General features: G+C 61.7%; 21 protein-coding genes and 2 pseudogenes. 14 read left to right on the top strand and 9 right to left on the bottom strand.

Annotation, left to right across the window (positions count from 1 at the left end):
• Positions 1–4: 4 nt before the first annotated feature.
• Positions 5–2,176 carry a CHASE2 domain-containing protein gene (locus V7S54_RS05885; protein ID WP_065373481.1) on the top strand — a complete coding sequence of 724 codons (2,172 nt, stop codon included), beginning with the start codon at positions 5–7 and terminating at the stop codon, positions 2,174–2,176.
• 192 nt (positions 2,177–2,368) lie between these two features.
• Here the strand turns inward: V7S54_RS05885 and V7S54_RS05880 are convergent, their stop codons facing one another.
• The gene (locus V7S54_RS05880) at positions 2,369–3,412 is read right to left on the bottom strand and encodes a FecR family protein (RefSeq protein ID WP_336408434.1); all 1,044 of its coding nucleotides are present in this window, start codon (positions 3,410–3,412) and stop codon (positions 2,369–2,371) included.
• A 183-nt stretch (positions 3,413–3,595) separates the two neighbouring features.
• On the bottom strand, positions 3,596–4,552 hold the full coding sequence (locus V7S54_RS05875; RefSeq protein WP_336408407.1) for a FecR family protein: 957 nt from the start codon (positions 4,550–4,552) through the stop codon (positions 3,596–3,598).
• Positions 4,553–4,870: 318 nt separating this feature from the next.
• On the opposite strand from V7S54_RS05875, the gene uvrB reads away from it, so the two are divergent.
• On the top strand, positions 4,871–7,825 hold the full coding sequence (gene uvrB / locus V7S54_RS05870) for an excinuclease ABC subunit UvrB (protein WP_336408409.1): 2,955 nt from the start codon (positions 4,871–4,873) through the stop codon (positions 7,823–7,825).
• Positions 7,826–7,853: 28 nt separating this feature from the next.
• Here the strand turns inward: uvrB and V7S54_RS05865 are convergent, their stop codons facing one another.
• On the bottom strand, positions 7,854–8,495 hold the full coding sequence (locus V7S54_RS05865) for a uracil-DNA glycosylase (protein ID WP_336408410.1): 642 nt from the start codon (positions 8,493–8,495) through the stop codon (positions 7,854–7,856).
• A gap of 77 nt (positions 8,496–8,572) precedes the next feature.
• Between V7S54_RS05865 and V7S54_RS05860 the strand changes: the two are divergent.
• Positions 8,573–8,920 (top strand): annotated as a pseudogene (locus tag V7S54_RS05860) (excinuclease ABC subunit UvrB); the annotation flags it as partial.
• Positions 8,921–8,972: 52 nt separating this feature from the next.
• On the opposite strand, the gene V7S54_RS05855 reads toward V7S54_RS05860, so the two are convergent.
• Positions 8,973–10,715, bottom strand: a complete 1,743-nt coding sequence (locus V7S54_RS05855; RefSeq protein ID WP_083203847.1) for an ATP-dependent nuclease — start codon at positions 10,713–10,715, stop codon at positions 8,973–8,975.
• 372 nt (positions 10,716–11,087) lie between these two features.
• Between V7S54_RS05855 and tyrS the strand changes: the two genes are divergently transcribed.
• Positions 11,088–12,350 carry a tyrosine--tRNA ligase gene (gene tyrS, locus V7S54_RS05850; protein ID WP_065377066.1) on the top strand — a complete coding sequence of 421 codons (1,263 nt, stop codon included), beginning with the start codon at positions 11,088–11,090 and terminating at the stop codon, positions 12,348–12,350.
• A 128-nt stretch (positions 12,351–12,478) separates the two neighbouring features.
• Here the strand turns inward: tyrS and V7S54_RS05845 are convergent, their stop codons facing one another.
• Positions 12,479–14,107: an arylsulfatase gene (locus V7S54_RS05845; RefSeq protein ID WP_336408411.1), complete on the bottom strand. Its 1,629-nt coding sequence runs from the start codon at positions 14,105–14,107 to the stop codon at positions 12,479–12,481.
• Between the two features lie 53 nt (positions 14,108–14,160).
• Between V7S54_RS05845 and V7S54_RS05840 the strand changes: the two genes are divergently transcribed.
• Positions 14,161–15,270: an AraC family transcriptional regulator gene (locus V7S54_RS05840; RefSeq protein WP_336408412.1), complete on the top strand. Its 1,110-nt coding sequence runs from the start codon at positions 14,161–14,163 to the stop codon at positions 15,268–15,270.
• A gap of 51 nt (positions 15,271–15,321) precedes the next feature.
• Here V7S54_RS05840 and V7S54_RS05835 read toward each other — a convergent pair.
• From V7S54_RS05835 to V7S54_RS05825, 3 genes and pseudogenes are all read right to left on the bottom strand, one after another.
• Positions 15,322–15,411: pseudogene (locus tag V7S54_RS05835) on the bottom strand (molecular chaperone DnaJ); the annotation flags it as partial.
• 10 nt (positions 15,412–15,421) lie between these two features.
• Complete coding sequence (locus V7S54_RS05830) at positions 15,422–16,132, bottom strand: LssY C-terminal domain-containing protein (protein WP_065377068.1); 711 nt, start codon at positions 16,130–16,132, stop codon at positions 15,422–15,424.
• Positions 16,133–16,313: 181 nt separating this feature from the next.
• The gene (locus V7S54_RS05825) at positions 16,314–16,955 is read right to left on the bottom strand and encodes a J domain-containing protein (RefSeq protein WP_141679579.1); all 642 of its coding nucleotides are present in this window, start codon (positions 16,953–16,955) and stop codon (positions 16,314–16,316) included.
• Positions 16,956–17,602: 647 nt separating this feature from the next.
• On the opposite strand from V7S54_RS05825, the gene V7S54_RS05820 reads away from it, so the two are divergent.
• On the top strand, positions 17,603–17,815 hold the full coding sequence (locus V7S54_RS05820) for a cold-shock protein (RefSeq protein WP_034788487.1): 213 nt from the start codon (positions 17,603–17,605) through the stop codon (positions 17,813–17,815).
• A gap of 268 nt (positions 17,816–18,083) precedes the next feature.
• On the opposite strand, the gene dusA is transcribed toward V7S54_RS05820, so the two are convergent.
• Entirely contained in the window at positions 18,084–19,181 is a 1,098-nt protein-coding gene (gene dusA, locus V7S54_RS05815; protein ID WP_065377070.1) for a tRNA dihydrouridine(20/20a) synthase DusA, read from the bottom strand.
• Positions 19,182–19,473: 292 nt separating this feature from the next.
• Here dusA and V7S54_RS05810 point away from each other — a divergent pair, with 292 nt between their 5' ends.
• From V7S54_RS05810 to V7S54_RS05775, 8 genes are all read left to right on the top strand, one after another.
• Positions 19,474–19,857, top strand: coding sequence for a hypothetical protein (locus V7S54_RS05810; RefSeq protein ID WP_234793210.1), 384 nt, complete (start codon positions 19,474–19,476; stop codon positions 19,855–19,857).
• A 111-nt stretch (positions 19,858–19,968) separates the two neighbouring features.
• The gene (locus V7S54_RS05805; protein WP_268753079.1) at positions 19,969–20,091 is read left to right on the top strand and encodes a hypothetical protein; all 123 of its coding nucleotides are present in this window, start codon (positions 19,969–19,971) and stop codon (positions 20,089–20,091) included.
• Positions 20,092–20,242: 151 nt separating this feature from the next.
• On the top strand, positions 20,243–20,533 hold the full coding sequence (locus V7S54_RS05800) for a hypothetical protein (protein WP_065377071.1): 291 nt from the start codon (positions 20,243–20,245) through the stop codon (positions 20,531–20,533).
• A gap of 202 nt (positions 20,534–20,735) precedes the next feature.
• Complete coding sequence (locus V7S54_RS05795; protein ID WP_336408414.1) at positions 20,736–21,128, top strand: hypothetical protein; 393 nt, start codon at positions 20,736–20,738, stop codon at positions 21,126–21,128.
• 116 nt (positions 21,129–21,244) lie between these two features.
• Positions 21,245–21,481 carry a hypothetical protein gene (locus V7S54_RS05790; RefSeq protein WP_336408415.1) on the top strand — a complete coding sequence of 79 codons (237 nt, stop codon included), beginning with the start codon at positions 21,245–21,247 and terminating at the stop codon, positions 21,479–21,481.
• A gap of 197 nt (positions 21,482–21,678) precedes the next feature.
• Positions 21,679–21,915 carry a DUF982 domain-containing protein gene (locus tag V7S54_RS05785; RefSeq protein ID WP_083203850.1) on the top strand — a complete coding sequence of 79 codons (237 nt, stop codon included), beginning with the start codon at positions 21,679–21,681 and terminating at the stop codon, positions 21,913–21,915.
• A gap of 321 nt (positions 21,916–22,236) precedes the next feature.
• Positions 22,237–22,443 (top strand): hypothetical protein, encoded by a 207-nt coding sequence (locus tag V7S54_RS05780; RefSeq protein WP_065377072.1) that lies wholly within the window; start codon positions 22,237–22,239, stop codon positions 22,441–22,443.
• A gap of 254 nt (positions 22,444–22,697) precedes the next feature.
• Positions 22,698–23,384 carry a fumarylacetoacetate hydrolase family protein gene (locus V7S54_RS05775; protein WP_065377101.1) on the top strand — a complete coding sequence of 229 codons (687 nt, stop codon included), beginning with the start codon at positions 22,698–22,700 and terminating at the stop codon, positions 23,382–23,384.
• The last annotated feature ends 54 nt before the right edge of the window (positions 23,385–23,438 follow it).

Here is a 23,438-nt window from a genome sequence, read left to right as displayed (position 1 = left end):
CGCCATGACACGAGCCCAGCTGTTCGGCGTTCTCATCGGCCTCGCAGTGGTGGCGTTCTTCACGGTCCTGCGTGCCAACGATCCGCAGCTTCTGAGGCAGGCCCGCGACGTCACCTTCGACGAATACCAGCGCATCGCACCGCGCAGCTTCGAGACCATGCCGGTCAAGGTGATCGATATCGACGAGGCGTCGCTGCGCGAATTCGGCCAATGGCCCTGGCCGCGCGACCGCCTGGCGAATTTGACCAACCGGCTGACCGAGATGGGCGCGGCAGCGATCGCCTTCGACGTTCTCTTTGCCGAGCCCGACCGCCTCTCTCCGCGCACCGTCGTGCGCGACGTCGGTGGCGTCGATCCATCCTTCGTCGCCACCCTGCCCGACAATGACGAGATCTTTGCCCAGGCGATCCTCGACAAGCCGGTCGTGCTCGGTTTCGGCCTCACCAACGAGGGCAGTTACCTGCCGCCGGTCAAGGCGGGCTTTGCCTTCACCGGCGAAACCGCGACCGAGGCGCCGCCGCGCCTGCACGCCGCAACGCCGCTGCGGCCGCAGCTCGAAGCCAACGCCGCCGGGCTCGGCCATATCAGCCTCAATCCCGGCTTCTCCTCCGCGGTGGTGCGGGCCGCACCGCTGTTCCTCAGCGACGGGCAGCAGTTCTATCCGAGCCTCGCTCTGGAGGCGCTGCGCGTGGCGCAGGGCGCCTCGACCTATGTGCTCGCCGCAGCACCCAACGTCGCCAACACGCTCACCGCCGTCAAGATCGGCGACTTCGTCGTGCCGCTCACCTCGACCGGCGAGCTCTGGCTTTACGTCACGCCGGACACGACGGAGCGCTACATTTCCGCCCGGCGGGTTCTCACGGACGAAGCCTCCTCGCCGGACGTTCGCGCCGCAATCGAAGGCAGCATCGTCTTCATCGGCACGTCGGCTGCCGGGCTGCAGGACGTGCGCACCACGGCGCTCGGACAGAACGTGCCCGGCGTCTCCATCCACGCGCAGATCGTCGAGCAGATCCTCTCCGGCCGCTATCTCTCGCGTCCCGACTGGGCCGACGGGCTCGAAATCCTCTCGATCGCACTGGCCGGAACGCTGCTCGTGCTGCTGACCACTTTCGTCAGCCCCGTGGTGGCGCTGGTCTGCGGCCTCGCGGTCACGGTGTTGGCGCTCGCAGCCTCCTGGCTCGCCTTCTACTATGGCGGGCTGCTCGTCGATCCGCTGGCGCCGATCCTTGCCGCCTCGATCACCCATTTCTCCGCCACCGCCTATCGCTTCCTGGTGACGGATCGCGAGCGACGCGAGGTCCGCCAGGCTTTTGGGCGTTATCTCTCGCCATCGCTGCTCTATCGCATCGAGCACACGCGCAATGCGCTGAGCCTTGGCGGCGACGACCGCGAGCTGACGGTGATGTTCGTCGACGTGCGCAGCTTCACCGAGATGAGCGAGCGCATGACGCCGACCGAGGTCGTTGCCTTCCTCAACACGCTGCTCGACGCGCTGAGCCGCCATGTACTCGCCAATGAGGGCACGCTCGACAAGTTCATCGGCGATTCCATCATGGCCTTCTGGAACGCCCCGGTCGATGTGGTCAACCATCCGCAAAAGGCACTTCGCGCCGCGCTCGGCATGCGCGAGACCCTGGCCCGGCTGAATGCCGAAGACGCATTCGGTTTCGGCTCCGGCCATGAGGTCCGCATCGGCATCGGCATCCATACCGGGCTCGCCTGCGTCGGCAACATGGGTGCCGAAACCCGCTTCAACTATTCGGCGGTCGGCGACACCGTCAACATCGCGGCCCGCATCGAAGCGGCCTGCAAGGACGTCAACTTCGACGTGCTCGTGTCGGAAGCGACGGCCGAGGCATTGCCGGATTGCGCGCTGCTGGATGCGGGAAGCCTGGGCCTCAAGGGAAAGACGACGCGAACCCGGCTTTTCGCGGTCGCCGGTGACGAAAGCCTTGCCGCCTCGGCCGCCTTCGCGGAATTGCGGCTCCTGCATGACAGGCTGGTCTCGGCCCTGCGAACGCGCGCGACCTCGAGCCGCAGCATCATCAACGCAGCGAAGCTGAAGTCTGCCGCCCTGGCACCGGGCCTGGTCGGCTTCTATGCCCGCATGTCGCGCCGATCGGAGCATTTTGCCGAAACGCCGGTCGAAGACGCCAAGCGCCCGGCCGAGTGAGCGACGGCAAGGCTACCACCGATGGCGCGCCGGCGTGCTTCACCTCTCAGATATGTTCCCAAAGCTTTGACTTGTCGTTGATTTAGCGCCGGTGCGCTTCTGCATGGCGAGAGATCGTGGCCGACGCATCGCGAACGCTGCGACGAAAGCGTCTGCAACCGACAGGCCGTCAGCGGCGCAAACGGCCGGCGCTCAATTCTGGCTTTGGGTCTGGCTCTGGCTCTGGCTTTGGCTCTGGCTCTGCGTTCCACCGCCCTGTTGCGACTGTTGTTGCGACTGTTGCTGCTGCTGTTGCTGGCGTTGGCTGCCCTGTCCCTGCCCTTGTGTCTGCTGCTGCCGCTGGGACTGTTGCTGCCGTTGGCTACCCTGTCCCTGTCCCTGTCCCTGTGCCTGCTGCTGCCGCTGGGACTGTTGCTGCCGCTGACTCTGTCCGTTCTGCTCCTGCCGCTGCCTCTGTTCCTGACGCTGCGTCCAGGGTAGCAACGGTATTATTTGACGCGGCTCTTCCTGCTCGACGGCGGGGGGTTGCACAGTTCGCGGTTGGCGTTCGAGATCCTCCTGGAACACCGCCGCAAGGCTGCAGCCACCCCCCGCCCAGCCCAGCGCTCCGGACAGTCGTTGCCCACCGGAGAGGAAAGGAAGGGCTTGCGCATTGCCTAGTGATTTCAATGTATTGCGACTGACTCTTCTCGGATCGCTGATGCCGCCGCCAGGCTTGGCGACGACGCAGTCGCAACGCTGCGTCAATTGCCGGCAGCCGCCGGCGCCACAGAAGCTCGCCGCGCCGCTCAAAAGCACGACGGCGGTGGTGCCGTCGCGGCCGACATAAAAATCGAAGGCGGTGCCGCGAACGCCGATCGTGCCGGCCGGCGTGACGATTTGATAGGCGTTGTGCCCGGACTTTCCGCTGATCCAGCGGAACGTGCCCTTGGCGGCCATGATCGTCAGTTTCTTCACCGATTTCGCATCGTCATAGACGAACTTGTCGATGACCACGGACGAGCCCCACCCGACCGCAAGCTTGGTGCCATCCTGGAAGACGAACTGGCCAAGACCGGACTTCGATGTCGAAATCCGTTCGTCCTTGTAGACCGGGTCCTTGACCGCGATCGGACCGCGTGCGCCGCTGACTGACGTGCGAATCTGCACCGCCTGGCCGACAGGTTCGGCGGCGATGGTCGGACTGAACGTCACGGCACAAAACGCGATGAGCGCGGCACCACGCAAGCAGAACATGGCACCCTCCAAAGCGTTATTGTTATCACGTTACAGGGATTTATGTCTTGTCGCCCAATCGGGGTAACGCCATGCCGCGACCGTAAGAGTTAGGTGGTCATGGCCGCTTGCCCAGTCGCGGCCATTGGAGGCAATCGGCGGCGTGCGGGGATGGTACCGAGCGTCAGGCGGCCTGCCGGTTCGTCAGTCATTGTGATGACTGCGCCCCTTCTGATGCCCCTTGTTCTGATGGCCGTTGGCATGTTCGAGCACATCCTTGTGGTTGGCATCCTCGCCGCGGATATCCGGATGTTTCATCTCCCAGTGGCGATTGCGGTAGCCTTCTTCCTGCACAGGCTTCTGAGGTTTCTCCTCCGGCTTGTGCGGCTTCTCCTCGGGCTTCGGTTTTTCCTCGGCAGGCTTTTCCTGCTCGACGGCGGGGGGTTGCACAGTTCGCGGTTGGCGTTCGAGATCCTCCTGGAACACCGCCGCAAGGCTGCAGCCACCCCCCGCCCAGCCCAGCGCTCCGGACAGTCGTTGCCCACCGGAGAGGAAAGGAAGGGCTTGTGCATTGCCTAGTGATTTCAATGTATTGCGACTGACTCTTCTCGGATCGCTGATGCCGCCGCCAGGCTTGGCGACGACGCAGTCGCAACGCTGCGTCAATTGCCGGCAGCCGCCGGCGCCACAGAAGCTTGCGGCTCCGCTGAGCAGCACGACAGCGGTGGTGCCGTCGCGGCCGACATAAAAATCGAAGGCGGTGCCGCGAACGCCGATCGTGCCGGCCGGCGTGACGATTTCATAGGCGGAATGGCCGGATTTGCCGCTGATCCAGCGGAATGTGCCCTTGGCGGCCATGATCGTCAGCTTTTTCACCGACTTCGAGTCGTCGTAGACGAACTTGTCGATGACCACGGACGAGCCCCAACCAACCGCCAGCTTGGTGCCATCCTGGAAGACGAACTGGCCGAGACCGGATTTCGACGTCGAAATCCGTTCGTCGCGATAGACCGGGTCCTTGACCGCGATCGGACCGCGTGCGCCGCTGACTGACGTGCGAATCTGCACCGCCTGGCCGACAGGCTCTGCAGCGCTGACAGGAAGCGGTTGGTAAAACGCAGCACAAATCGAGATGAGTGCGGCGCCACGCAAGTAGAACATGGCACCCTCCAAAGTGTTATTGTTATCACGCTGCAGGGATTTATGTCTTGTCGCCCAATTGGGTAACGTAACGGCACATCGCAACCGTAAGAGTTATATCAACGAGCCAGTCCGGCTCGTCGCGGTTGAGGCATGCGTGACCCGGCCGTCGGCCCGAGTGGTGGCGCTGCCACTCGTTCGGCGCCCAGTCACCCGCAAATTCAACGCCACGCCCCTGCCGTTTCGCGTGCAAAGCTGCGCCGAAGCGCTGCGGAATGTTGCCTTTTTGTACTCACTCGCCCCTTTTCTTTCGACCGGACTCTCGCCATATTCCCCGCCATGACCAAAGCGCCGAAAAATCCTCCGCAGAAATCCACACCGTCCGGTTTCGAAGAAGCGCCCCAGGCGCCGCTCTCAGGCACGCCGCTCAGCGGCAATGTCTCCGACTGGGTGAAGCAGCTCGAGGCGGATGCGGAAGCCTCCGCTTTCGAAACCCAGCGCGAGATCGCTTCCAAGGCCGGCAAGCACCGCAAGACGGTGGAGATCGCCGCCTCCAAGGCGGCGCGCAAGGCCGCGGGCGCGGATGACGACGCGGCGCCGAAGAAGGGTGCGAAAAAGAGCAAGGTCGAGATCGTCGGCAGCAAGTCCGCCCGCGGTACCTCGATGGGCGGCTCGACCGACCCGAAGACCCGTGCCGCCGCCGGCCTCAACCCGGTCGCCGGCCTCGACGTGTCGCTGGAGGATGCCGACAGGCTGACGGCCAAGTCGGGCGTCACCGCCACCGTCGAAGCGCTGTCGGCGCTGATCGAAAGCGGCAATCCGCTGTTCAAGGACGGCAAGCTCTGGACGCCGCACCGGCCTGCCCGCCCGCCGAAATCCGAAGGCGGCGTCGAAATCCGCATGTCCTCCGACTACGAGCCCGCCGGCGACCAGCCGACGGCGATCGCCGATCTGGTCGAGGGCCTGAACTCCGGCGAGCGCAGCCAGGTGCTGCTCGGCGTCACCGGTTCCGGCAAGACCTTCACCATGGCCAAGGTGATCGAGGCGACGCAGCGCCCCGCCGTCATCCTTGCGCCGAACAAGACGCTCGCCGCCCAGCTCTATTCCGAGTTCAAGAACTTCTTCCCGGACAACGCGGTCGAGTATTTCGTTTCCTACTACGACTATTACCAGCCGGAAGCCTATGTGCCGCGCTCGGATACCTTCATCGAGAAGGAATCCTCGATCAACGAACAGATCGACCGCATGCGCCACTCGGCCACCCGCTCGCTGCTGGAGCGCGACGACTGCATCATCGTCGCGTCTGTCTCGTGCATCTACGGTATCGGCTCGGTCGAGACCTATACCGCCATGACCTTCCAGATGAGCGTCGGCGACCGGCTCGACCAGCGGCAGCTGCTCGCCGACCTGGTGGCGCAGCAGTACAAGCGCCGCGACATGGATTTCCAGCGCGGCTCTTTTCGCGTGCGTGGGGATACCATCGAGATTTTCCCGGCCCACCTGGAAGATGCCGCCTGGCGCATCTCCATGTTCGGCGACGAGATCGATGCGATCACCGAGTTCGACCCGCTGACCGGCCAGAAGACCGGCGACCTGAAGTCGGTCAAGATCTACGCCAACTCGCACTATGTCACCCCGCGCCCGACGCTGAACGGCGCCATCAAGGCGATCAAGGAAGAGTTGGTGCATCGCCTCGCCGAGCTGGAAAAGGGCGGCCGTCTGCTCGAAGCGCAGCGGCTGGAGCAGCGCACCCGCTACGATATCGAGATGCTGGAGGCGACCGGCTCCTGCGCCGGCATCGAGAACTATTCGCGCTACCTCACCGGCCGCAATCCCGGCGAACCGCCGCCGACGCTGTTCGAATACATCCCCGACAACGCGCTGCTGTTCATCGACGAGAGCCACGTCTCCGTGAGCCAGATCGGCGGCATGTATCGCGGCGACTTCCGCCGCAAGGCGACGCTCGCCGAATACGGCTTCCGCCTGCCCTCGTGCATGGACAACCGCCCCTTGCGCTTCGAGGAATGGGACGCGATGCGCCCGGACACCATCGCCGTTTCGGCCACCCCCGGCTCCTGGGAGCTGGAACAGTCCGGCGGCGTCTTTGCCGAACAGGTCATCCGCCCGACCGGCCTGATCGACCCGCCGGTCGAAGTGCGCTCGGCCAAGACCCAGGTCGACGACGTGCTCGGCGAAATCCGCGAGACGGCGGCCGCCGGCTACCGCACGCTCGTCACCGTGCTCACCAAGCGCATGGCCGAAGACCTCACCGAATACCTGCACGAACAGGGCATTCGCGTGCGCTACATGCACTCCGACATCGACACGCTGGAGCGCATCGAGATCATCCGCGACCTGCGCCTCGGCGCTTTCGACGTGCTCGTCGGCATCAACCTTCTGCGCGAGGGCCTCGACATTCCCGAATGCGGCTTCGTCGCCATTCTCGACGCCGACAAGGAAGGCTTCCTGCGTTCGGAGACCTCGCTGGTGCAGACCATCGGCCGAGCCGCGCGTAACGTCGACGGCAAGGTTATCCTCTATGCCGACCAGATTACCGGCTCGATGCAGCGCGCCATGGACGAGACCAGCCGCCGCCGCGAAAAGCAGATGGCCTTCAACGAGGCCAACGGCATCACGCCGGAATCGGTGAAGGCGAAGATCTCCGACATTCTCGACTCGGTCTACGAGAAGGACCACGTCCGCGCCGACATCTCCGGCGTCGCCGGCAAGGGTTTTGCCGACGGCGGCCACCTCGTCGGCAACAACCTGCAGGCACACCTCAACGCTCTGGAAAAACAGATGCGCGACGCCGCCGCCGACCTCGACTTCGAAAAGGCCGCCCGCCTGCGCGACGAAATCAAACGCCTCAAGGCCGCCGAACTGGCGGCGATGGACGACCCTATGGCACGGGAAGAGGCAAGGTCGCAGGAGGGCCGCAAGGGTGCCTCCGCGTCGACGTCCCCTTCTTCTCCGTCATCCTCGTCCTCGGGTTCAACCCGAGGATCGACCCGAGGATCCAAGACCACGGACGAAAAGTCGCTGTTCCAGAAACCCCACCTCGACGACATGGGCCGCGACGTCGCGACACCCGCCGGCTCGGACAAATCGCTGTTCCGCCGGAACACCCTCGACGAAATGACCGTCGGCCGCACCGAAAAGCCGGTGATCGGCCACGTCCCCGAGAAGCCGATCCTCACCCGGGCCAAGCCGGGCGTGGGGTCCTACGAGGATCCGGCGGACGAGAAGCGGCAGAAGGGCCGGACGAAGGGCAAGACGGGAAGACCCGGGCGGTAACGAAGAACTAAAGTCGCGGCAACTGCCGCTATTTTCCCTCTATCGAGTAGAGTAAACGCATCTGCTCCAAAAACTCCGCTTGGCCGCCATAACTTGGATGCCGAACGTGAAGATGCGCGCAAGATACTTTGCGAACCCATTGAGCGGCGTCGTTGCCGATGGCCACTATCCGCCGCACCTCATACAAGACGCAGAGTTCCTGCAAGAATGTAAAGCCAACCTCGGCTTCTTCTCTCGTATGCGGACGGTTGCTAAGCGGAAACCCGCAAGAATAGGGATGCAACGGAAAAACATTCCAGGTCAAAATCGGCACATCGACGCCATGCAATATACGAAAAACGCTCGATGCCGTTTGTTCCTTCACGGCGGGCCCATTGGTCGCGCGACGGAGTGTTTTGAGCTTGAGATGGGACGCGTAAATATCGAGGCAAAATTCGTCGGTTAAGGCAACCCCCGTACGGCGACCACCTTTGTAACCCAGGTCCCTGCCGACCCAAACGTCCACTGAAGGCGCCGAAGCGAGCGCGAAGAGGATCTGGGTAAGATTGTTCCGCCGTATGTTGGGCGCTGATTTCTGGTCATGTACAGCACATGTATCGGCATAGGGATTGAAGCAATCCTCGAACCTTACGCTTGAAACCCGCTCAACAAATCGCTCGATAGCCTTCATACCGAGGCCCAACCTACCGGCTCACCGTAAAGCCCAGGGGTTTCATTTGGCAGCCAGCAATAATGTCCGAAGGCAATCGGGCCGGCAAGGGCGAGCCCAGCGCGATCTCCCCCCTGTGGGGGAGATGTCCGGCAGGACAGAAGGGGGGTAAGCCCTCCTCATCCGACATCTATTTTCAGAAACCCGACCTCGACGACATGGGCCGCGACGTCGCCACACCCGCCGGCGCGGACCAGTCGCTGTTCCGCCGGAACACCCTCGACGAAATGACCGTCGGCCGCACCGAAAAACCGGTCATCGGCCACGTCCCCGAAAAACCGATCCTCACCCGGGCGAAGCCGGGCGTGGGGTCCTATGAGGATCCGGCGGACGAGAAGCGGCAGAAGGGCCGGACGAAGGGGAAAACGGGGCGGCCGGGGCGGTGAGGTAAATCGATCTAAGTGAGTAAATGAGGCCGATGAAGCTGAGAGCGCTTACTCACGACAAAGCAGAATTTACCAATCCCAGGATACTTAACATGTCATCATCGACGTGGCGCACTTCAAACTCGTCCGCAATCATCGCGTTTGAAATGTTGATCCCGTATTTGTCCCTTAGAGCGACATTGAGATCTATAAGAAACTGTTTTCCACCGATACGCTTCTTGAAACCGATGGTGGACCAATCCTTGTCAAACTCGATTTTTGCAGTTTTTAGAACTGTCGACGGATCTCTCCCATCTCTTTTTAAGCTAGAGTACTTGGTCGCAAAAGACTGAATATTTATTAAGCAATCCTCGCGATGGACTTCAGCGACGGACGCAATCAAATCTTGCGCTTCACGTTCAGAGATACGTACTTCCCGTCGAAGGCCAGCTTTCTGGATTGCAGCGCATAGTGGCTCAGTTTCCAGCAGGTAGTTCTCCAGTTCTTTGCGCTGAAGTACTCGACAAACGACGCCAGAGTCCGACAGCTTTCGTTGGAAATCGTCGATCTCCGCATCCGAACGATAGTCTCGATCGAACAAAGCAACAATCTTTGCCTCCATCCCGAATAATTCTTCGAACATCCAAGTTAGATTATCTACTCTGTGCCAATGTTCGTAGCCGCCGATTTTTATAGATAGCGTATCTGGATCAGAAAGAACGCCTCCCTTTAATACTTTTTGTTCAAATTTCTTAAAAAGCGTCCTGTCATTTCCCTCAAACGCAACTATTCTCTTCGCGCGAGCCAAGCGAGCAAAGTCTGCATTCTCTGATGAACCTAGCAAAGCGTGAGCGCTACGATACCCCGCGTCCGACGTGATACGTGCACCGCTCACAAGTCCGGGCTTGATCAAGATAACATCCGCAGCATTTGCTTCGTTCATAAGTTCCGCAGAGTGGGTAGCGATAAAGATCTGTTTGAATCTCTTTTTTGCGACGTGAAATAGTCGGCGCTGCAAATCTGCGTGTAAGTAAACGTCAGGTTCGTCGAGGACAAGAATATCGCTCTCCTCCCCTCGCAGAAAATGAGTCATCATTTGGAGCCAAGCCTGGAAACCAAATCCAGACCAGTAAATTTCCCGATGCAGGCCGTTCTCTTGAAAAAACATCTGAATTTGAGGTGGATAGCGACCATTTAGTTCGGGCGCATGAACCTCAATGCCGTGCCAGTGCGCACTGACTAGTTCCCGGAATTCTTCAAACTCAGCCGTACTTTTGTTGCGCCAAATATTGCGAAAATTTCTCGCGGCAAGCCGCGTGTATTCAACTGAGCGGACATACTCAGGATCATTCGGCTTTTCACTCTCCTCGAACTGGCTCAAAGTTGGAACGACAACGACCCTTTCCGGAAAGCACCGGGAAAAGAAGCTTTTGTTTTTCACAAGTTTTGTATCCGACTCTATGTATATCCTCGGCGTCAATTCTGGGTTTATATTTATATGAAGCTTGCTACCATTCTCACTATGAATGACAATTTTAGCATACTCTTCTGAATTGTTCCGACATATGTTCTCTAGAGTTACGCTAAAAATGCTGTTGCTCGCCTCATAGGCCGCGCAAACCCCAATTTCTGGATAGCTTTCAAAGTGCGGAACACGACGACTTGCGAAACGTTGAACATCGGCAAAAAGCCTAAGCGCGTCTAGAATTGATGATTTCCCGGCGTTGTTCGGGCCGACTAGAATATTTCTTTCCCGGCACGATACGCTAAATCGTTCGTGCTTTCTAAAATTGAGAAGCTCAATTCTTTTGAACATAATTTATCGTATTTCCTACCCGAAAACTGCAGCTCGCAAAATTGCAACCGTAGGCTGGCAATACGGGAGCAGAAATTCAAGTAGATGTTCGCCAAGTCGGCCCATTTCCACCTTTTTGAGCACGGAATATTTTTCTGTCTTTAACGCTATGCTGAATTTTCGACTCGCACTCATCAAAGGTTGCCCACCCTTGCCGCCTCCCCCATTCCTCGCTACAACCACAGCATGATCAAAACCGCGCTCATCGCTGCCAACTATTATGCGACGTCTCCATAGGGAGCGGCGCGTTTCGATCATGCCTTGAAACAAGCCGCCGTCAGGCGGCTTTGTCTTGTTCAGTGCTCCCTGGCGGCAATGCCATGGAGAGTACCGATGACACATTCCGCCAGCCCCACCGATCCCTTCCAGCCGCGTTCGACGATCACCCGGACGCTGGTCGAGCGCGGATATGTCAACCAGGTGACCGACCTTGAGGGTGTCGATCGCGCCTTTGCGGCTGGCATCGTGCCCGTTTATGCTGGATTCGATGCGACGGCGGACAGTCTGCATGTCGGCCATCTCATGCCGATCATGGCGCTTCGACGGCTGCAACAGGCCGGGCACAAGCCGATCGTGCTGATCGGCGGCGGCACCACGCGGATCGGCGATCCGAGCTTTCGCTCCGCAGCGAGGCCGATGCTGTCGGAAGACGAGATATCAGCCAATGTCGCCGGCATCCGGAAAGTGTTCGAGCGGCTGCTGACCTTCGGCGACGGCCCGACCGATGCGCTGATGGTCAACAATGCCGACTGGCTCGACCGGATGGCCTGGATCGACATGCTCCGCGATGTCGGCAAACATTTTTCCGTCAACCGCATGCTCTCCTTCGACAGCGTGAAGACGCGGCTGGAGCAGCAGGAGAACCTGAGCTTCCTCGAGTTCAACTACATGATCCTGCAGGCGGTCGATTTCCTCGAACTCTTTCGCCGCACCGGCTGCCGGCTGCAGCTCGGCGGCGGCGACCAGTGGGGCAATATCGTTGGTGGTGTCGACCTGGTGCGCCGGATCGAGGGCGCGGAAGTCTTCGGCATGACCACGCCGCTTTTGACGACGGCCTCGGGTGTCAAGATGGGCAAGACGGCGGCCGGCGCCATCTGGGTCAACGAGGACCGGCTGTCGCCCTACGACTACTGGCAGTTCTGGCGCAATGCCGAGGATGCCGATGTGGTGCGTTTCCTCAAACTCTTCACCGATCTTCCGCTCGACGAGATCGACAGGCTCGGGCGCGCCGAGGGCGCGGACCTCAACGCGGTGAAGGAGCGCCTCGCCAATGAAGCGACTGCGCTGGTGCATGGGGCAGATGCAGCCCGGCGGGCGCAGGCGACGGCGCGGCAGGCATTCGCCGACGGTGAAACGGCCGAGGGGCTGCCGACGGTGGTGCTCAGCGATGCCGAGCGCCTGATGGGCATAGGTCTCGTCGACCTCGTGGTGCGGGCAGGACTGGCCTCATCGAAGGGCGAGGCACGGCGGGCAATCGCCGGCCGCAGCATCCGGATCGCTGGAGACATCGTCGAGGGTGCCGAGACGATAGTCAGGCCCGAAACGCTGCCGCTGCGGCTCTCCTTCGGCCGCAAGCTGCACGTGGTGGTGAAGTAGCTGACGGTGCGCCGGGAGCCCATGGGTCCCGGCGCGTTTTCAATTCGGTCCGTATCACGCGGGCGGAGCACCTCGCCCGCCCCGATAGCGCGCACCAACACGTCGGGCCATGAAGTGGCGCGATGCGCCTAGTTCCCGCGCGAGGCCTGCAGGTTCTCCATCACCTGATCGATCGAGAAACTGCCCGGCTTCTGTCTGGGCGGGAACTCCTTGAATGTCTCCAGGAACTTGGCGACATAGGCCTGCGCCGGCACCAGCACGAACATGTGTTCAACGCGCCAGCGATCATAATCCATGCCCTCATGGTCGGCCGTCTCAAATGGATCGGAGCGAAGATTGAACAACTTGGGTATGCGCAGTGGCACAAACGGCTCTTGCCAAACATTGAAGCCCTCCTCGCGTTGTTCGGCAAAGACCACTTTCCACTGCTGATATCGAAGGCCAACAAGCGAACCGTCATCGACGAAGTAGATGAAATCCTTGCGCGGATCCTCTCCTTTCCCGGCGAGGTAATCGGTGATGTTGTAGCCGTCGAGATGCACCTTGAAGGTTTTGGCGTCGACCGAATGACCCTTGAGCAACTTCTCCTTGATGTCTGGTTCGCCCGCCGCCGCCAGAAGAGTGGGTATCCAGTCTTCATGCGCGACGATGTCGTTATAGACCGTCCCGGGCTCGATTACCCCCGGCCAGCGCACGGCGCAGGGAACGCGGAATCCGCCTTCCCAGTTGGTGTTCTTCTCGCCGCGGAACGGCGACTGGCCGCCATCCGGCCAGGTGAACTTTTCCGCACCGTTGTCGGTCGAGTACATGACGATGGTGTTTTCCGCGAGGCCGAGATCGTCGAGCGCCTTCAGCATCTGGCCGACCATCTCGTCATGCTCGACCATGCCGTCGGGGTAGATGCCGAGTCCGGTCTTGCCCTGGCTTTCGGCCTTGAGGCGCGTCCAGACATGCATCCGTGTTGTGTTCCACCACAGGAAAAACGGCTTGTCCTGTTCCTTGGCGCGTTTCAGGAAATCGATCGAGGCGTCGGTGACCTCCTGATCGATTGTCTCCATGCGCTTCTTGGTGAGCGGGCCGGTGTTTTCGATGCGGCCGTCCGCATAGGTATGGAGCACGCCGCGCGGGCCGAACTTCTCCCTGAACGCCGGGTCTTTCGGGTAATCCGGATGCTCGGGTTCGTCTTCGGCATTCAGGTGATAGAGGGAGCCGAAGAACTCGTCGAAGCCGTGCGCGGTCGGCAGATGCTCGTCGAGGTCGCCGAGATGGTTCTTGCCGAACTGGCCGGTCACATAGCCGTGCGGCTTCAGAAGTTCGGCAAGGGTCGGATCCTCCGCCTGCATGCCCTCCTTCGCGCCCGGCAGGCCGACCTTCAAGAGCCCGGTACGGTAGGGAGACTGGCCGGTGATGAAGGCCGCCCGCCCGGCCGTGCAGCTCTGCTGGCCATAGTAGTCGGTGAACAGCCCGCCTTCGCTGGCGATCCGGTCGATGTTGGGCGTCTTGTAACCCATCATGCCCTGGTTGTAGGCGCTGACGTTCCAGTAGCCGACATCGTCGCCCCACAGGATAAGAATGTTCGGCGGCTTCGTGCCGGTTTGCGCGCGGGCCGACCTGGTCACGACCGGCGGCGCAAAGGCTGCGGCGGCAAGTGCAGTGCCCCCGAGCAACAGAAGGCTCCGGCGGCTGAGACTACTGCGAACCGGCTTGCCGTCGACCGCTTGAGCCTCGATGACGTCCTTGTTGATGTCCTTGCTCATGTCCTTCCTCCTCTGCAGGCATCCATTGGCCACGCGCCTTCACGACAGGCAGGATGGCCGCGGGACATCCGGGAGTTTCATTTGAGCGGGTGGGGACGGGCTACTTGATTCCCGCAAAAATCAGCCGCAGACTGCCGGCAAGCAGCTGGATAAGGGGCGAGGAGCGCGGGATTCAGCCCATGGACGCCGTCAGCACGCATCCGCTCGATCGCTTCCCACATTTGGTGACTGCTGATCCGGACGAACTTCTGGCCCTGATGTCGGGCCTGTTTTCAGTTCGCTCGCTAGATTTTCCCGGGCACGGACGCGATTTTGATGCCCAACTGAACCATTGCCAGATCGATGACGTCGGACTGACCTATGCGCGCTATGGCGCTCCGATGCATGCGCTGGTCGAGCAGTCGGACCATTTTTTGCAGGGCTTTCCCTTGCGCGGCAACGGTGACGCGACCATCGATCGGGCGTCGGGCACATTGGCCCGCAACCGGGGAATCGTCGGTGGGCCGGGTGCGCGGATGTATTTGCGATACTCGCGGGATTTCGAGCATCTGATCCTCAGGATCAGGCCGGATGGCCTTGTGAGGAAACTGGCGAACCTGATCGGCAGGCCCGTCGACCCGCCGTTGCGCCTGATCGCCGATATCGCACCGAATGATGCCCTGTTCCGGCTGGTCGAATTCACTGCCGGCGAACTGGGTCGGCCCGATGCCCCGATGCCGCCCCTTCTGCTCGCCGAAATGGAGCAAGCGATCATGGTCGCGTACCTGTGCCATTCGCGGCACAACTACTCCCAGGCGCTGGAAGGGATCTCTCCGGCAGCGGCGCTCTGGCAGGTGCGTCGCGCCGAAGAATACATTCGCGACAACTGGGACAAGCCGATCACGATCGAAGCGCTGGCGGCGGTCGCCAACACCAGCGCCAGAAGCCTCTTCCATTCGTTCAAGCGCGCACGCGGGATTTCGCCGATCGCCTTCGCGCGTCGCGTCCGGCTCGCCCAGGCCCACGCCATGCTTGCCGCTCCGGCCCCCGGAACAAGCGTGACGTCGGTGGCTTTTGATTGCGGCTTCGGCAATCTGGGCGCCTTCGCGCGATACTATCAGCTCAGCTATGGCGAGCTGCCATCCGAGACCTTGCGGACGGCTCGACCCGGCGATCAAAGATAGCAATCGTCCTTACCTCATTCGATTGTCTTCTGCCGAGGGGGCGAACCCGCCCTACTCCGCTGCGTGCGCCTTCACCTCCAGCGCCTCCAGCTCGTAGGAGTAGCCTTGCAGCATCTCATAGGCCTGCTCGATCGTCTTGATATGCTCTTCGCTACCTCCGCGCTGCATCGAGCACGCCGACCAAAACCTTGCCGTCGGTGAAATAGGGGTCGCCGCCGCCGTTGCGGCCGGTTTTCGTGGCGCCGATGCCGGGGATTTCATAGGTCTGCGACACCTGTCCGGCCTTGTCGAGGTCGCCGATCACCAGATCGCGTTCGGCATCGAGATCGGGACCGATGTGGTGGGTGATCTGGCCGGTGTCGTGGCTCAAGCCCACGCCGCGGTCGAAGCTCGCCGAACCGAGCCAGAGCGGGCCGCCGCCCTCGGCAGGCGTTGGGGTCTGCCAGAAGCGCACATGGTTGCGCTGGTCGGCACTGCGGCCGACCGGCTTTTCGAAGGCAAGATCCTGCTTGCGCCCCTCGTAAAACAGCGGACTGACGGGCGCATCGAGATCCGGGCGGTCGAGCACAACGCTGAGGCCGATGTCGACGGACGATCGCAGCGTGACCTTGTCGGCGGCATCCCAGCCTGCGGCGTTAAAGGCACGGATGATCTGCTCCTTGGAGCCGACCAGTCCGACATTGATCGGGTCGCCGGCAATGCCCTGCTCCGTGGATGTCACCATGGGGTTGAGCGGAATCTTCCGGCGGTCATCGTGGAAGAGCCATAGCTCCGGGACCAGGAAGTAGCTGACTGCGAGATAGGCGGCGAGCACGATCGCCAGAAGGAGAAAGGCAACGCGCATGTTCAAGCGACGGCTCATGCCACTCTCCTTCGCTCTAAGCTCGGCCGAGGTCCCGCCCCCGGGACAGACGGAGACTATGACACCGACTGAGACCGCTGCACAGCGGCGGCGCGAAGGCGAACACGTGGCCGGCATCCGCGCTTCAAGCGCGCCGCCTCACTTTCGTCGGGACGAACACGACAGCGCCCGAGGCGGCGCCTTACTCCGCCGCGTGCGCCTTAATCTCTAGCGCCTCCAGCTCGTAGCTGTAGCCTTCCAGCATCTCATAGGCCTGCTCGATCGTCTTGATCTGCTCGTCGGCATTCTTGATTGCCTCGGCGATCGACCGCGAGCGGGCGCGCAGCATCGAGCCGAGCACGTCGGTCTCCGGCCGGCGGCCGAGACGGTCCAGGTGCTTGCGCACGCGGGCGCGGTGACGCTCGAGCTCGAGGATATGGAAGCGGCTCTTGACGATATCGTCGGAGAGCTTGCGCCGCATGGCGGCGACAGGATCGAAAGTACCCGGCTCGCGCTCGTCGAGAATGAACTCGTTGACCAGCGTTTCCAGCATCATCAGCCCCTTGAGGTCGCGCGGATCGGCAAGCTGCGGATCGTAGCCGGTGTCGTCATAGACCTTGCGGCGCACCGGATCCCTGAGCAGCTCATAGGCCACCTGCAGCCGCGCAAACTGTTCGGGATCGCCGCCGGAATCCGGATGCGCCGATTTCGCTGCCTTGCGATAGGCGCTGCGGATCGCCTGATTGTCGGCGTCGCGTTCCAGTCCAAGCAATTCGTAAGGGTCGATCACGCTGTCCCCACTTCGTCTGTCATTTCCGCCACCCGGTCGAGCCAGCCGGCGCATTCTCTGGGCGACACTTCGCCCAGTCTTCCCGGTTATTCGCCCGGCCGAGGCGACTTCGTCGTCCAGGCTAGGCGACCCTTCGTCCGCTCCAGGCGAAATGTCGGCCCGCCGTCTTTGCCCTTGGCTACGCCATCGCCAGCGAAGACGGAACCAACCTTCGGTAAAGCCTGCGCGTTATCCCGAAGATGTGCAAGCCTCGGGCACGCGGTGCCCCGTTGAGACAGTCATCCGCTGAGATCCGCGACCGGCCTCGTCGGCGGCGCGCACGTTCGGTCGCGGTCGGGACGAAATTGTGTCGAGAAACGGACCGTCCCCGATTTTTCTGCCGGAGGCGTGAATGGAGTGGCGAGAACCGGCCAAAGCCTTGCAAAGCCTGACACTCCGTGCCTTGATGCGTCGCACAAGGCGCTTGCCTTTTTCTGCAAATCCTGTCACTTCTTGCGCCGTTCGGGCGATTTCTATCCCGGAGACTGGACTTTCCACTGCGCCCGGCCTCGTGCCGGGACCGCCGGCATCGGCACCGTAGACGTCTTTTCCCCGAATCGTGACCACTCGACGCCTTTCCGCTTGCAAGCGGAAGACGAGATGCCCACATCCCCTCGGGGGCGCGGGCAACGCAAATTGACTGAAGGAAAAGGACTTCTTCCATGGCCACCAAGGGCATCGTAAAATTCTTCAACCAGGACAAGGGCTTCGGCTTCATCACGCCGGATGGCGGCGCGAAGGACGTGTTCGTACACATCTCCGCCGTTCAGGCCGCTGGCCTCGCAACGCTCAAGGATGGCCAGCAGGTCACCTTCGACACCGAGCCGGATCGCATGGGCAAGGGCCCGAAGGCCGTCAACATCCAGGCTGCCTAAGCCGGATCGTCCAGTCGGACATTCATTTGGAAACGGCGCTCCGCAAGGAGCGCCGTTTTCGTTTGGGGGCACGAGGTTTTGGAAGGCACTACATCTGCTCCCCTCATGCCTGTGCTTGTCACAGGCATCCAGCGGCCGTGCGTCGGTACGGCGAGACCTCCCCCAACGACTATTGACCTCTGTCCTCTTCTGCGCCGCGGACGCGGCGCTGCTGGATTCCTGTGACAAGCACAGGAATGAGGGAAGAAACTTCGAGCGCTAGTCGACCCTATTCCGCCGCCTGCTTGGCTGCCGTCGCCGCGAATACCGCGTCGAAGGCGGCGTGGATGACCTCGGGCCCGGCACCTTGGCGGGTGGCATCCGCCGAAAGCAACTGGCGATAGCGCCGCGCCCCCGGCCACCCCTGGAACAGGCCGATCATGTGTCGCGTCACATGGATCAGGCGGCCGCCATTGGCGATATGCACGGCGGCATAATCCGCCATCACATCACGAACATCCGCCCAGAAATCGAGATCGAGACGATGGCCGCGCTCGGAGAAGGCGTTGGCTTCCTGCATCACCGGTGCCGCCCGCGTCAGCGGATGCGGGAAATGCCCATCGGCCGCCGTCAGCATGGCACTATCATGATAGGCCGCACGGCCGAGCATGACGCCGTCCAGGTGCTGCAACTGCTCAAGCGCCTGATTCAATGTCTGAAGGCCGCCATTGATGCCGATGAAAAGATTGGGATTCTCCTGCTTCAGCCGATGCACCAGACCATAGTCGAGCGGCGGGATCTCGCGGTTTTCCCTCGGGCTCAGGCCCTGCAGCCAGGCCTTGCGCGCATGCACCCAGACGGCATCCGTGCCAGCGTCGACGACCCGCGAAACCAGTGCTCGCAAGGCCACTTCCGGGTCCTGCTCGTCGACGCCGATGCGGCATTTGACCGTGACCGGGATCTTCACCGCCGCCTTCATCGCCGCAACGCAGGCAGCCACCGTCTCCGGCTCCTGCATCAGGCACGCGCCGAACGTGCCCGACTGCACCCGGTCCGACGGGCAGCCGACATTCATGTTGATCTCGTCGTAGCCGAAGGCTTCAGCGATAGCAGCCGCCTCCGCCATCTTCCGGGGATCGCTGCCGCCAAGCTGAAGCGCGACCGGATGCTCTGAAGCATCGAAGCCAAGCAATCTCTGCTTGTCGCCGCGCAGGATCGCATCGGCGACGATCATCTCCGTATAGAGCAGCGCATGCCGCGACAGTTGCCGCGCAAAGAACCGGTAGTGCCTGTCCGTCCAGTCGATCATCGGCGCCACGGCGAAAACCGGTGCGTTGAAATAGTGACGGTTGCCCGGATTTCCGGGCTGTGCGCGGCCTTCTGCCATGCTCGATCAGCTCTCGTTATTCAGGTTTTGCGCTCCGGCGCTACAATGTAGCACTCCCAGCGGATCCAAAGCGCTGGCGCCATTGGGTGCGCCAAAGCTCCCATTCGGGACGGCGCCTTATACAGCGTAAATCAGGAGAAGGCGAGATCGCGCGAAGCGACACCGCGATCTGCCGTTTTGCGCAACTTGAAGTCTCAATGGCCCAGGTGAGCGCCGCCACCTATCCAATTGATATTGCGGCGTTGAAACACGCCGGCTACAACCTCTGCGACTTGTTCAAGGGGGACATTGAATGCTGAAATACCTCACTCTCGCCGTGGCCGCTCTCGCGCTCTCAGGCTGCCAGCCGCCGGCGCCGGAATCCGTTGTGGCGTCGCAGAAGCCGCCGTCGGCAGCCATGCGCAACGCCTATGTGAAATTGGCGCGGGGCGTTGGCGCCAAGGGTGCCCAGTTCAAGATGGCCGAGATCTCGAGCGTGGTGCTGCTCAACCCCGATGCCAAGATCTATGCCTTCTGCGTCCGCTTCAGGGAAACACGGATCCAGCATCGGCTGCTAATGAGTGGCTACGCCTGGCGCGATGGGCAGATCATCGACGCGAGCACGAATGATTCCCGCTGCGGCGACAAGAGACTACGCTACTACAACTTTCCTGAACTGCTTGCGATACGGGGCTGATGGCATCACCCCAAGGCTGCGGCGGGCGCGTCTGCCGCAGCATGGTTTCCGTTTTGTTAAGCAGAATCTCCGATTGTTCCGCTTTGACATGATCGTCGTCGGAGCGAAAACATGAGCTACGATTGGAGCGGCGCACGGCGCCGGCGGGCAATAGCGACCGTCATAGGTGCAGCGTTCCTGTTGGCGGCGCTGGCCGCCACGGTTGCCGCGGCCGTTGCCGGCAGCATCTTCTGATACCCTCTTGGGAAGCAGGCGGCAAAGGCCGCCTGCTTGTATTTGCAGGACCAACGCCGGACCGAACCGCTTGCCGAACTCCGGCCAACTTGCCTTCTTCGTCGGGAAATGATCGCCTTTCGCCGCAACCAGCAAGCGAAGGAATCACGCGATGTCGAAATCCCCGGACGAAATGAGCAATGAAGAGCTGCGCCTCCACGGCGACGCGGCCCAGCTCGGGCAATTGTCGATCCTGAATGCGACCGTTGCGGCTCTCGTCATGCAGGCCGAAGACAAGCAGGCAATCGTCGATTCCATCGCCAATTGCCTCGCCGATCTGAAGGCCGCCTGGCAGAACGTGGGAGACGCAGGCTCGTTCGGCGAAGCGGCGATGGCCGGCGCGCAGTCGTCCGCCGATCTCTTTCTCTACTACGCAGGCCCGCCAACGCGCCACGACGCGTGACGCGATCCGCCGTCACACCGCTTCCCGGACTTGACAGAAGCGACCGAAGGCGATTACAGCGCCGCGCGTCTATCGAGACGCCAGAGGTCACTGCCAAGACCCCGCTCCCCAGTTCCGCCCTTTAGTCGATTTCGAACGAGGGATCTGCAGGGTAAGGCAATGCCCCTGTATCGATACAGTTGGCAAGGAAAGGACGGACGGCATGAAACGCGCGATCGCGGCACTGCTCACGCTTCTATTGGCCGGATGCCAGTCGATGGAGTTGGAGGCGCCTGAGGTCGCAAGGCCGAGGCCTGCCGCCCCCTCCGTACCGACGCTTTCGGGCGATGCGCTCCAGGCCTTCCTCGTTGGCAAGACGCTGCGCTACAACCTCAACGGCGTCAATTCCACCTTTTTCGCCGACGGTCGCTACGGCTATCGTGACTACGAAGTGCGCGACGGCGGGACCTACACGATCACCGGGGACGAAGTCTGCATCACATTCGAAGACGGCGGCCGGCGCTGCGACCAGTACGCGCTGATCGGCTCCGACTATTACCGCATAGAAGAAGGCGGTCGCCGCACCAAGGTCGACCGCGTCGCGCCGGCGGCCTGATACGCCGATCTCCGATCAACCGCTGGACCATTGGAACCCCTCATTCCCAAGGGGTTCAATTCGGCCGCGTTCTGCCATAGTGCCCGGCGGGGAAATGGGTGCTGCGGGAGGAACAGGTGGCCCCTTTGCGAGCGACACAATGCCTTGCCCTGTCGAAGGGCGACATGGAGAGGCTGCAGCGTGTCTTCGACGAGCTTTGCCGGGAACAGGGCTGGGCACGCGACGGCGAACGGGCGCGGCGGCATGCCCGGATGCTGATCGACGACTACCTCGCCGGCAATACCAACGAGATGCACCTGCTTCTTGCCGGCCGCGTCTTTGCCGAGCGCCTACAGCACGACGCCTCCCTTTAGGATCGCGGCGTCCATTTCGGCCATCGTCGCGCACCGCCAGCGCTTGCAGCGCGCTGATCAAACACGGAAAAGCTGCTTACAAATCCGTCCTCCTGCGCTACATTAGCAAGATCGACTGTCGATGCCACTTGAGAGGAGCCAAGGGGCCGACAGCCGCAGTGCCGACATTCATTGAGATGATCTCGAGGAGGAGACGCATGCAATTAGTCTGGAAACAGCCGATCGAGCTCGACTTTGTTGGCGGTATGTGCCGCACCGTGAAAGGCCCCTCAGACGCGCTCGCCTGCCTTGCCGACCATTGGCCCCGCCGCGGGCCGTTCTATGTTGCCGCCCGCAGTGCCTGCCGCGCCGCCATCGATGGGCGCCGCACGGCCGAAGAGGCGCGAACGCTGTTCATATCGGCCGCCGAAGAGGCCGAGCTGGACGCCCACTGAGGCGCAGCCGCGCCGGACCGGATCCCGCCGCTCCAAGCGGCGAACGCTCGCCAACGGCGGGCGCAAGATGGCCTTTTAGTTGAAGCCGCAGACCCCGATACTCGTCGATGAACGGCTCAGATACCGGGCATTTGCCCAAAAACTGCATTTTTTCGGCGCATTATCGCCCAATCATGCATGATTTTTCCAGAAACGGCCCGATTTCTGTCGTGAAGCCTTCACTTCTTCCGTCTATATTCTGAGGTGCCTCACAAAAACCAATTTCGGAGCGCTTAATTCCCATAAGGGATACCAAAAAAAACGATATACGGGAGAGAACATATGAGCGAGAGCAATCTCTATCGCATCGTTGAAGTCACCGTGAAGCGTGAAGGCGGCCGCCGCGATCTCGGCATCATGACCGTGCGCCAGGCCCTTCAGCTTCCCGAAGTCCCCAGCCTCGAATACAGCCACCCGGAGCTCAATTCGCGTTCCGACGGTCGGTTCCTGACCAGAGATCAGCTTCAGGCCTACGCACACTGCGCCTGAGTTTGCCGATCACGGCAGCCTCTCTGGTGCCGTGATCTCGCGCGCCCGTCCGGGCGCGCTTCAGCCACAAAAACCCTTCTCAATCCTTCGTCTTATTTTTCATCGGATCGATTCCGATTCGCGGATTTATGCAGTAACGTCCGGAATCTTCCCTGCCTCGCTTGAAACCGCACTCGGTCGACGGCGAGCGCCCATCAAATGCGCAGCGATCTTTCTGTCCGTTGAGACCGATGGACGCCCAAGACCGGACGATCATGGAAACTATCATCCCTCCTCCGCTTCCCGTGCTGCTGCCGATCTCCGGCAGTCTGGTCGGCTTTCCGGTTCGCCGGGTCTATTGCGTCGGCCGCAACTATGCCGCCCACGCGATCGAAATGGGTCACGACCCGGATCGCGAACCGCCGTTCTTCTTCCAGAAGAATCCGGACAACCTGCTTGCCGCCGGTAGCGCCTTCCCCTATCCGCCACTGACCTCCGACGTCCATCACGAGGTCGAACTCGTCGTGGCGCTGAAGCGCGGCGGCAGCGACATCGCCGTCGAGGACGCGCTGGATTGCGTCTACGGCTATGCCGTCGGCATCGACTTCACCCGCCGCGACCTGCAGGCCGAGGCCAAGAAGGCCGGAAAGCCCTGGACCGCCGCCAAGGCCTTCGAACATTCCGCCCCGGTCTCGGCGATCGCGCCGGCCGAAGCGATCGGCCATCCGATCAACGGCAATATCTGGCTGAAGGTGAATGGCGAAATGCGCCAGCAGGGCGATCTCGAGCAGATGATCTGGAAGGTGCCGGAGATCATCGCCGAGCTCTCCAAGCTCTTCACGCTCGCTCCCGGTGACGTCATCATGACCGGCACGCCATCGGGCGTGGGCGCCGTGGTGCGCGGCGACGAGGTCACCTGTGGCGTCGATGGCGTTGCGGCCCTTGCGGTTACAGTTCTCTAGGGGAACCGTGCCAGGAGCGGCGTGACGCGCGCTTCCTGGCATTGCATCATTTCA

This window comes from Ensifer sp. CCNWLY38 (assembly GCF_037120565.1).
Taxonomy (GTDB): domain Bacteria; phylum Pseudomonadota; class Alphaproteobacteria; order Rhizobiales; family Rhizobiaceae; genus Ensifer; species Ensifer adhaerens_H.
The sequence above is the reverse complement of the archived record's forward strand: the minus strand, read 5'-3'. Positions and strand labels throughout refer to the sequence as shown.

What these genes read in the sequence shown, in the direction of transcription:
- uvrB (WP_336408409.1), top strand. Translation starts at nt 4,871, where the DNA reads ATGACCAAAGCGCCGAAAAATCCTCCGCAGAAATCCACACCGTCCGGT.
- V7S54_RS05775 (WP_065377101.1), top strand. Translation starts at nt 22,698, where the DNA reads ATGGAAACTATCATCCCTCCTCCGCTTCCCGTGCTGCTGCCGATCTCC.
- V7S54_RS05810 (WP_234793210.1), top strand. Translation starts at nt 19,474, where the DNA reads ATGCTGAAATACCTCACTCTCGCCGTGGCCGCTCTCGCGCTCTCAGGC.
- V7S54_RS05805 (WP_268753079.1), top strand. Translation starts at nt 19,969, where the DNA reads ATGAGCTACGATTGGAGCGGCGCACGGCGCCGGCGGGCAATAGCGACC.
- V7S54_RS05840 (WP_336408412.1), top strand. Translation starts at nt 14,161, where the DNA reads ATGGCCGCGGGACATCCGGGAGTTTCATTTGAGCGGGTGGGGACGGGC.
- V7S54_RS05845 (WP_336408411.1), bottom strand. Translation starts at nt 14,107, where the DNA reads ATGAGCAAGGACATCAACAAGGACGTCATCGAGGCTCAAGCGGTCGAC.
- V7S54_RS05855 (WP_083203847.1), bottom strand. Translation starts at nt 10,715, where the DNA reads ATGTTCAAAAGAATTGAGCTTCTCAATTTTAGAAAGCACGAACGATTT.
- V7S54_RS05820 (WP_034788487.1), top strand. Translation starts at nt 17,603, where the DNA reads ATGGCCACCAAGGGCATCGTAAAATTCTTCAACCAGGACAAGGGCTTC.
- V7S54_RS05865 (WP_336408410.1), bottom strand. Translation starts at nt 8,495, where the DNA reads ATGAAGGCTATCGAGCGATTTGTTGAGCGGGTTTCAAGCGTAAGGTTC.
- V7S54_RS05785 (WP_083203850.1), top strand. Translation starts at nt 21,679, where the DNA reads ATGCAATTAGTCTGGAAACAGCCGATCGAGCTCGACTTTGTTGGCGGT.
- tyrS (WP_065377066.1), top strand. Translation starts at nt 11,088, where the DNA reads ATGACACATTCCGCCAGCCCCACCGATCCCTTCCAGCCGCGTTCGACG.
- V7S54_RS05795 (WP_336408414.1), top strand. Translation starts at nt 20,736, where the DNA reads ATGAAACGCGCGATCGCGGCACTGCTCACGCTTCTATTGGCCGGATGC.
- V7S54_RS05875 (WP_336408407.1), bottom strand. Translation starts at nt 4,552, where the DNA reads ATGTTCTACTTGCGTGGCGCCGCACTCATCTCGATTTGTGCTGCGTTT.
- V7S54_RS05830 (WP_065377068.1), bottom strand. Translation starts at nt 16,132, where the DNA reads ATGAGCCGTCGCTTGAACATGCGCGTTGCCTTTCTCCTTCTGGCGATC.
- V7S54_RS05780 (WP_065377072.1), top strand. Translation starts at nt 22,237, where the DNA reads ATGAGCGAGAGCAATCTCTATCGCATCGTTGAAGTCACCGTGAAGCGT.
- V7S54_RS05880 (WP_336408434.1), bottom strand. Translation starts at nt 3,412, where the DNA reads ATGTTCTGCTTGCGTGGTGCCGCGCTCATCGCGTTTTGTGCCGTGACG.
- dusA (WP_065377070.1), bottom strand. Translation starts at nt 19,181, where the DNA reads ATGGCAGAAGGCCGCGCACAGCCCGGAAATCCGGGCAACCGTCACTAT.
- V7S54_RS05885 (WP_065373481.1), top strand. Translation starts at nt 5, where the DNA reads ATGACACGAGCCCAGCTGTTCGGCGTTCTCATCGGCCTCGCAGTGGTG.
- V7S54_RS05825 (WP_141679579.1), bottom strand. Translation starts at nt 16,955, where the DNA reads ATGCGCCGGCTGGCTCGACCGGGTGGCGGAAATGACAGACGAAGTGGG.
- V7S54_RS05800 (WP_065377071.1), top strand. Translation starts at nt 20,243, where the DNA reads ATGTCGAAATCCCCGGACGAAATGAGCAATGAAGAGCTGCGCCTCCAC.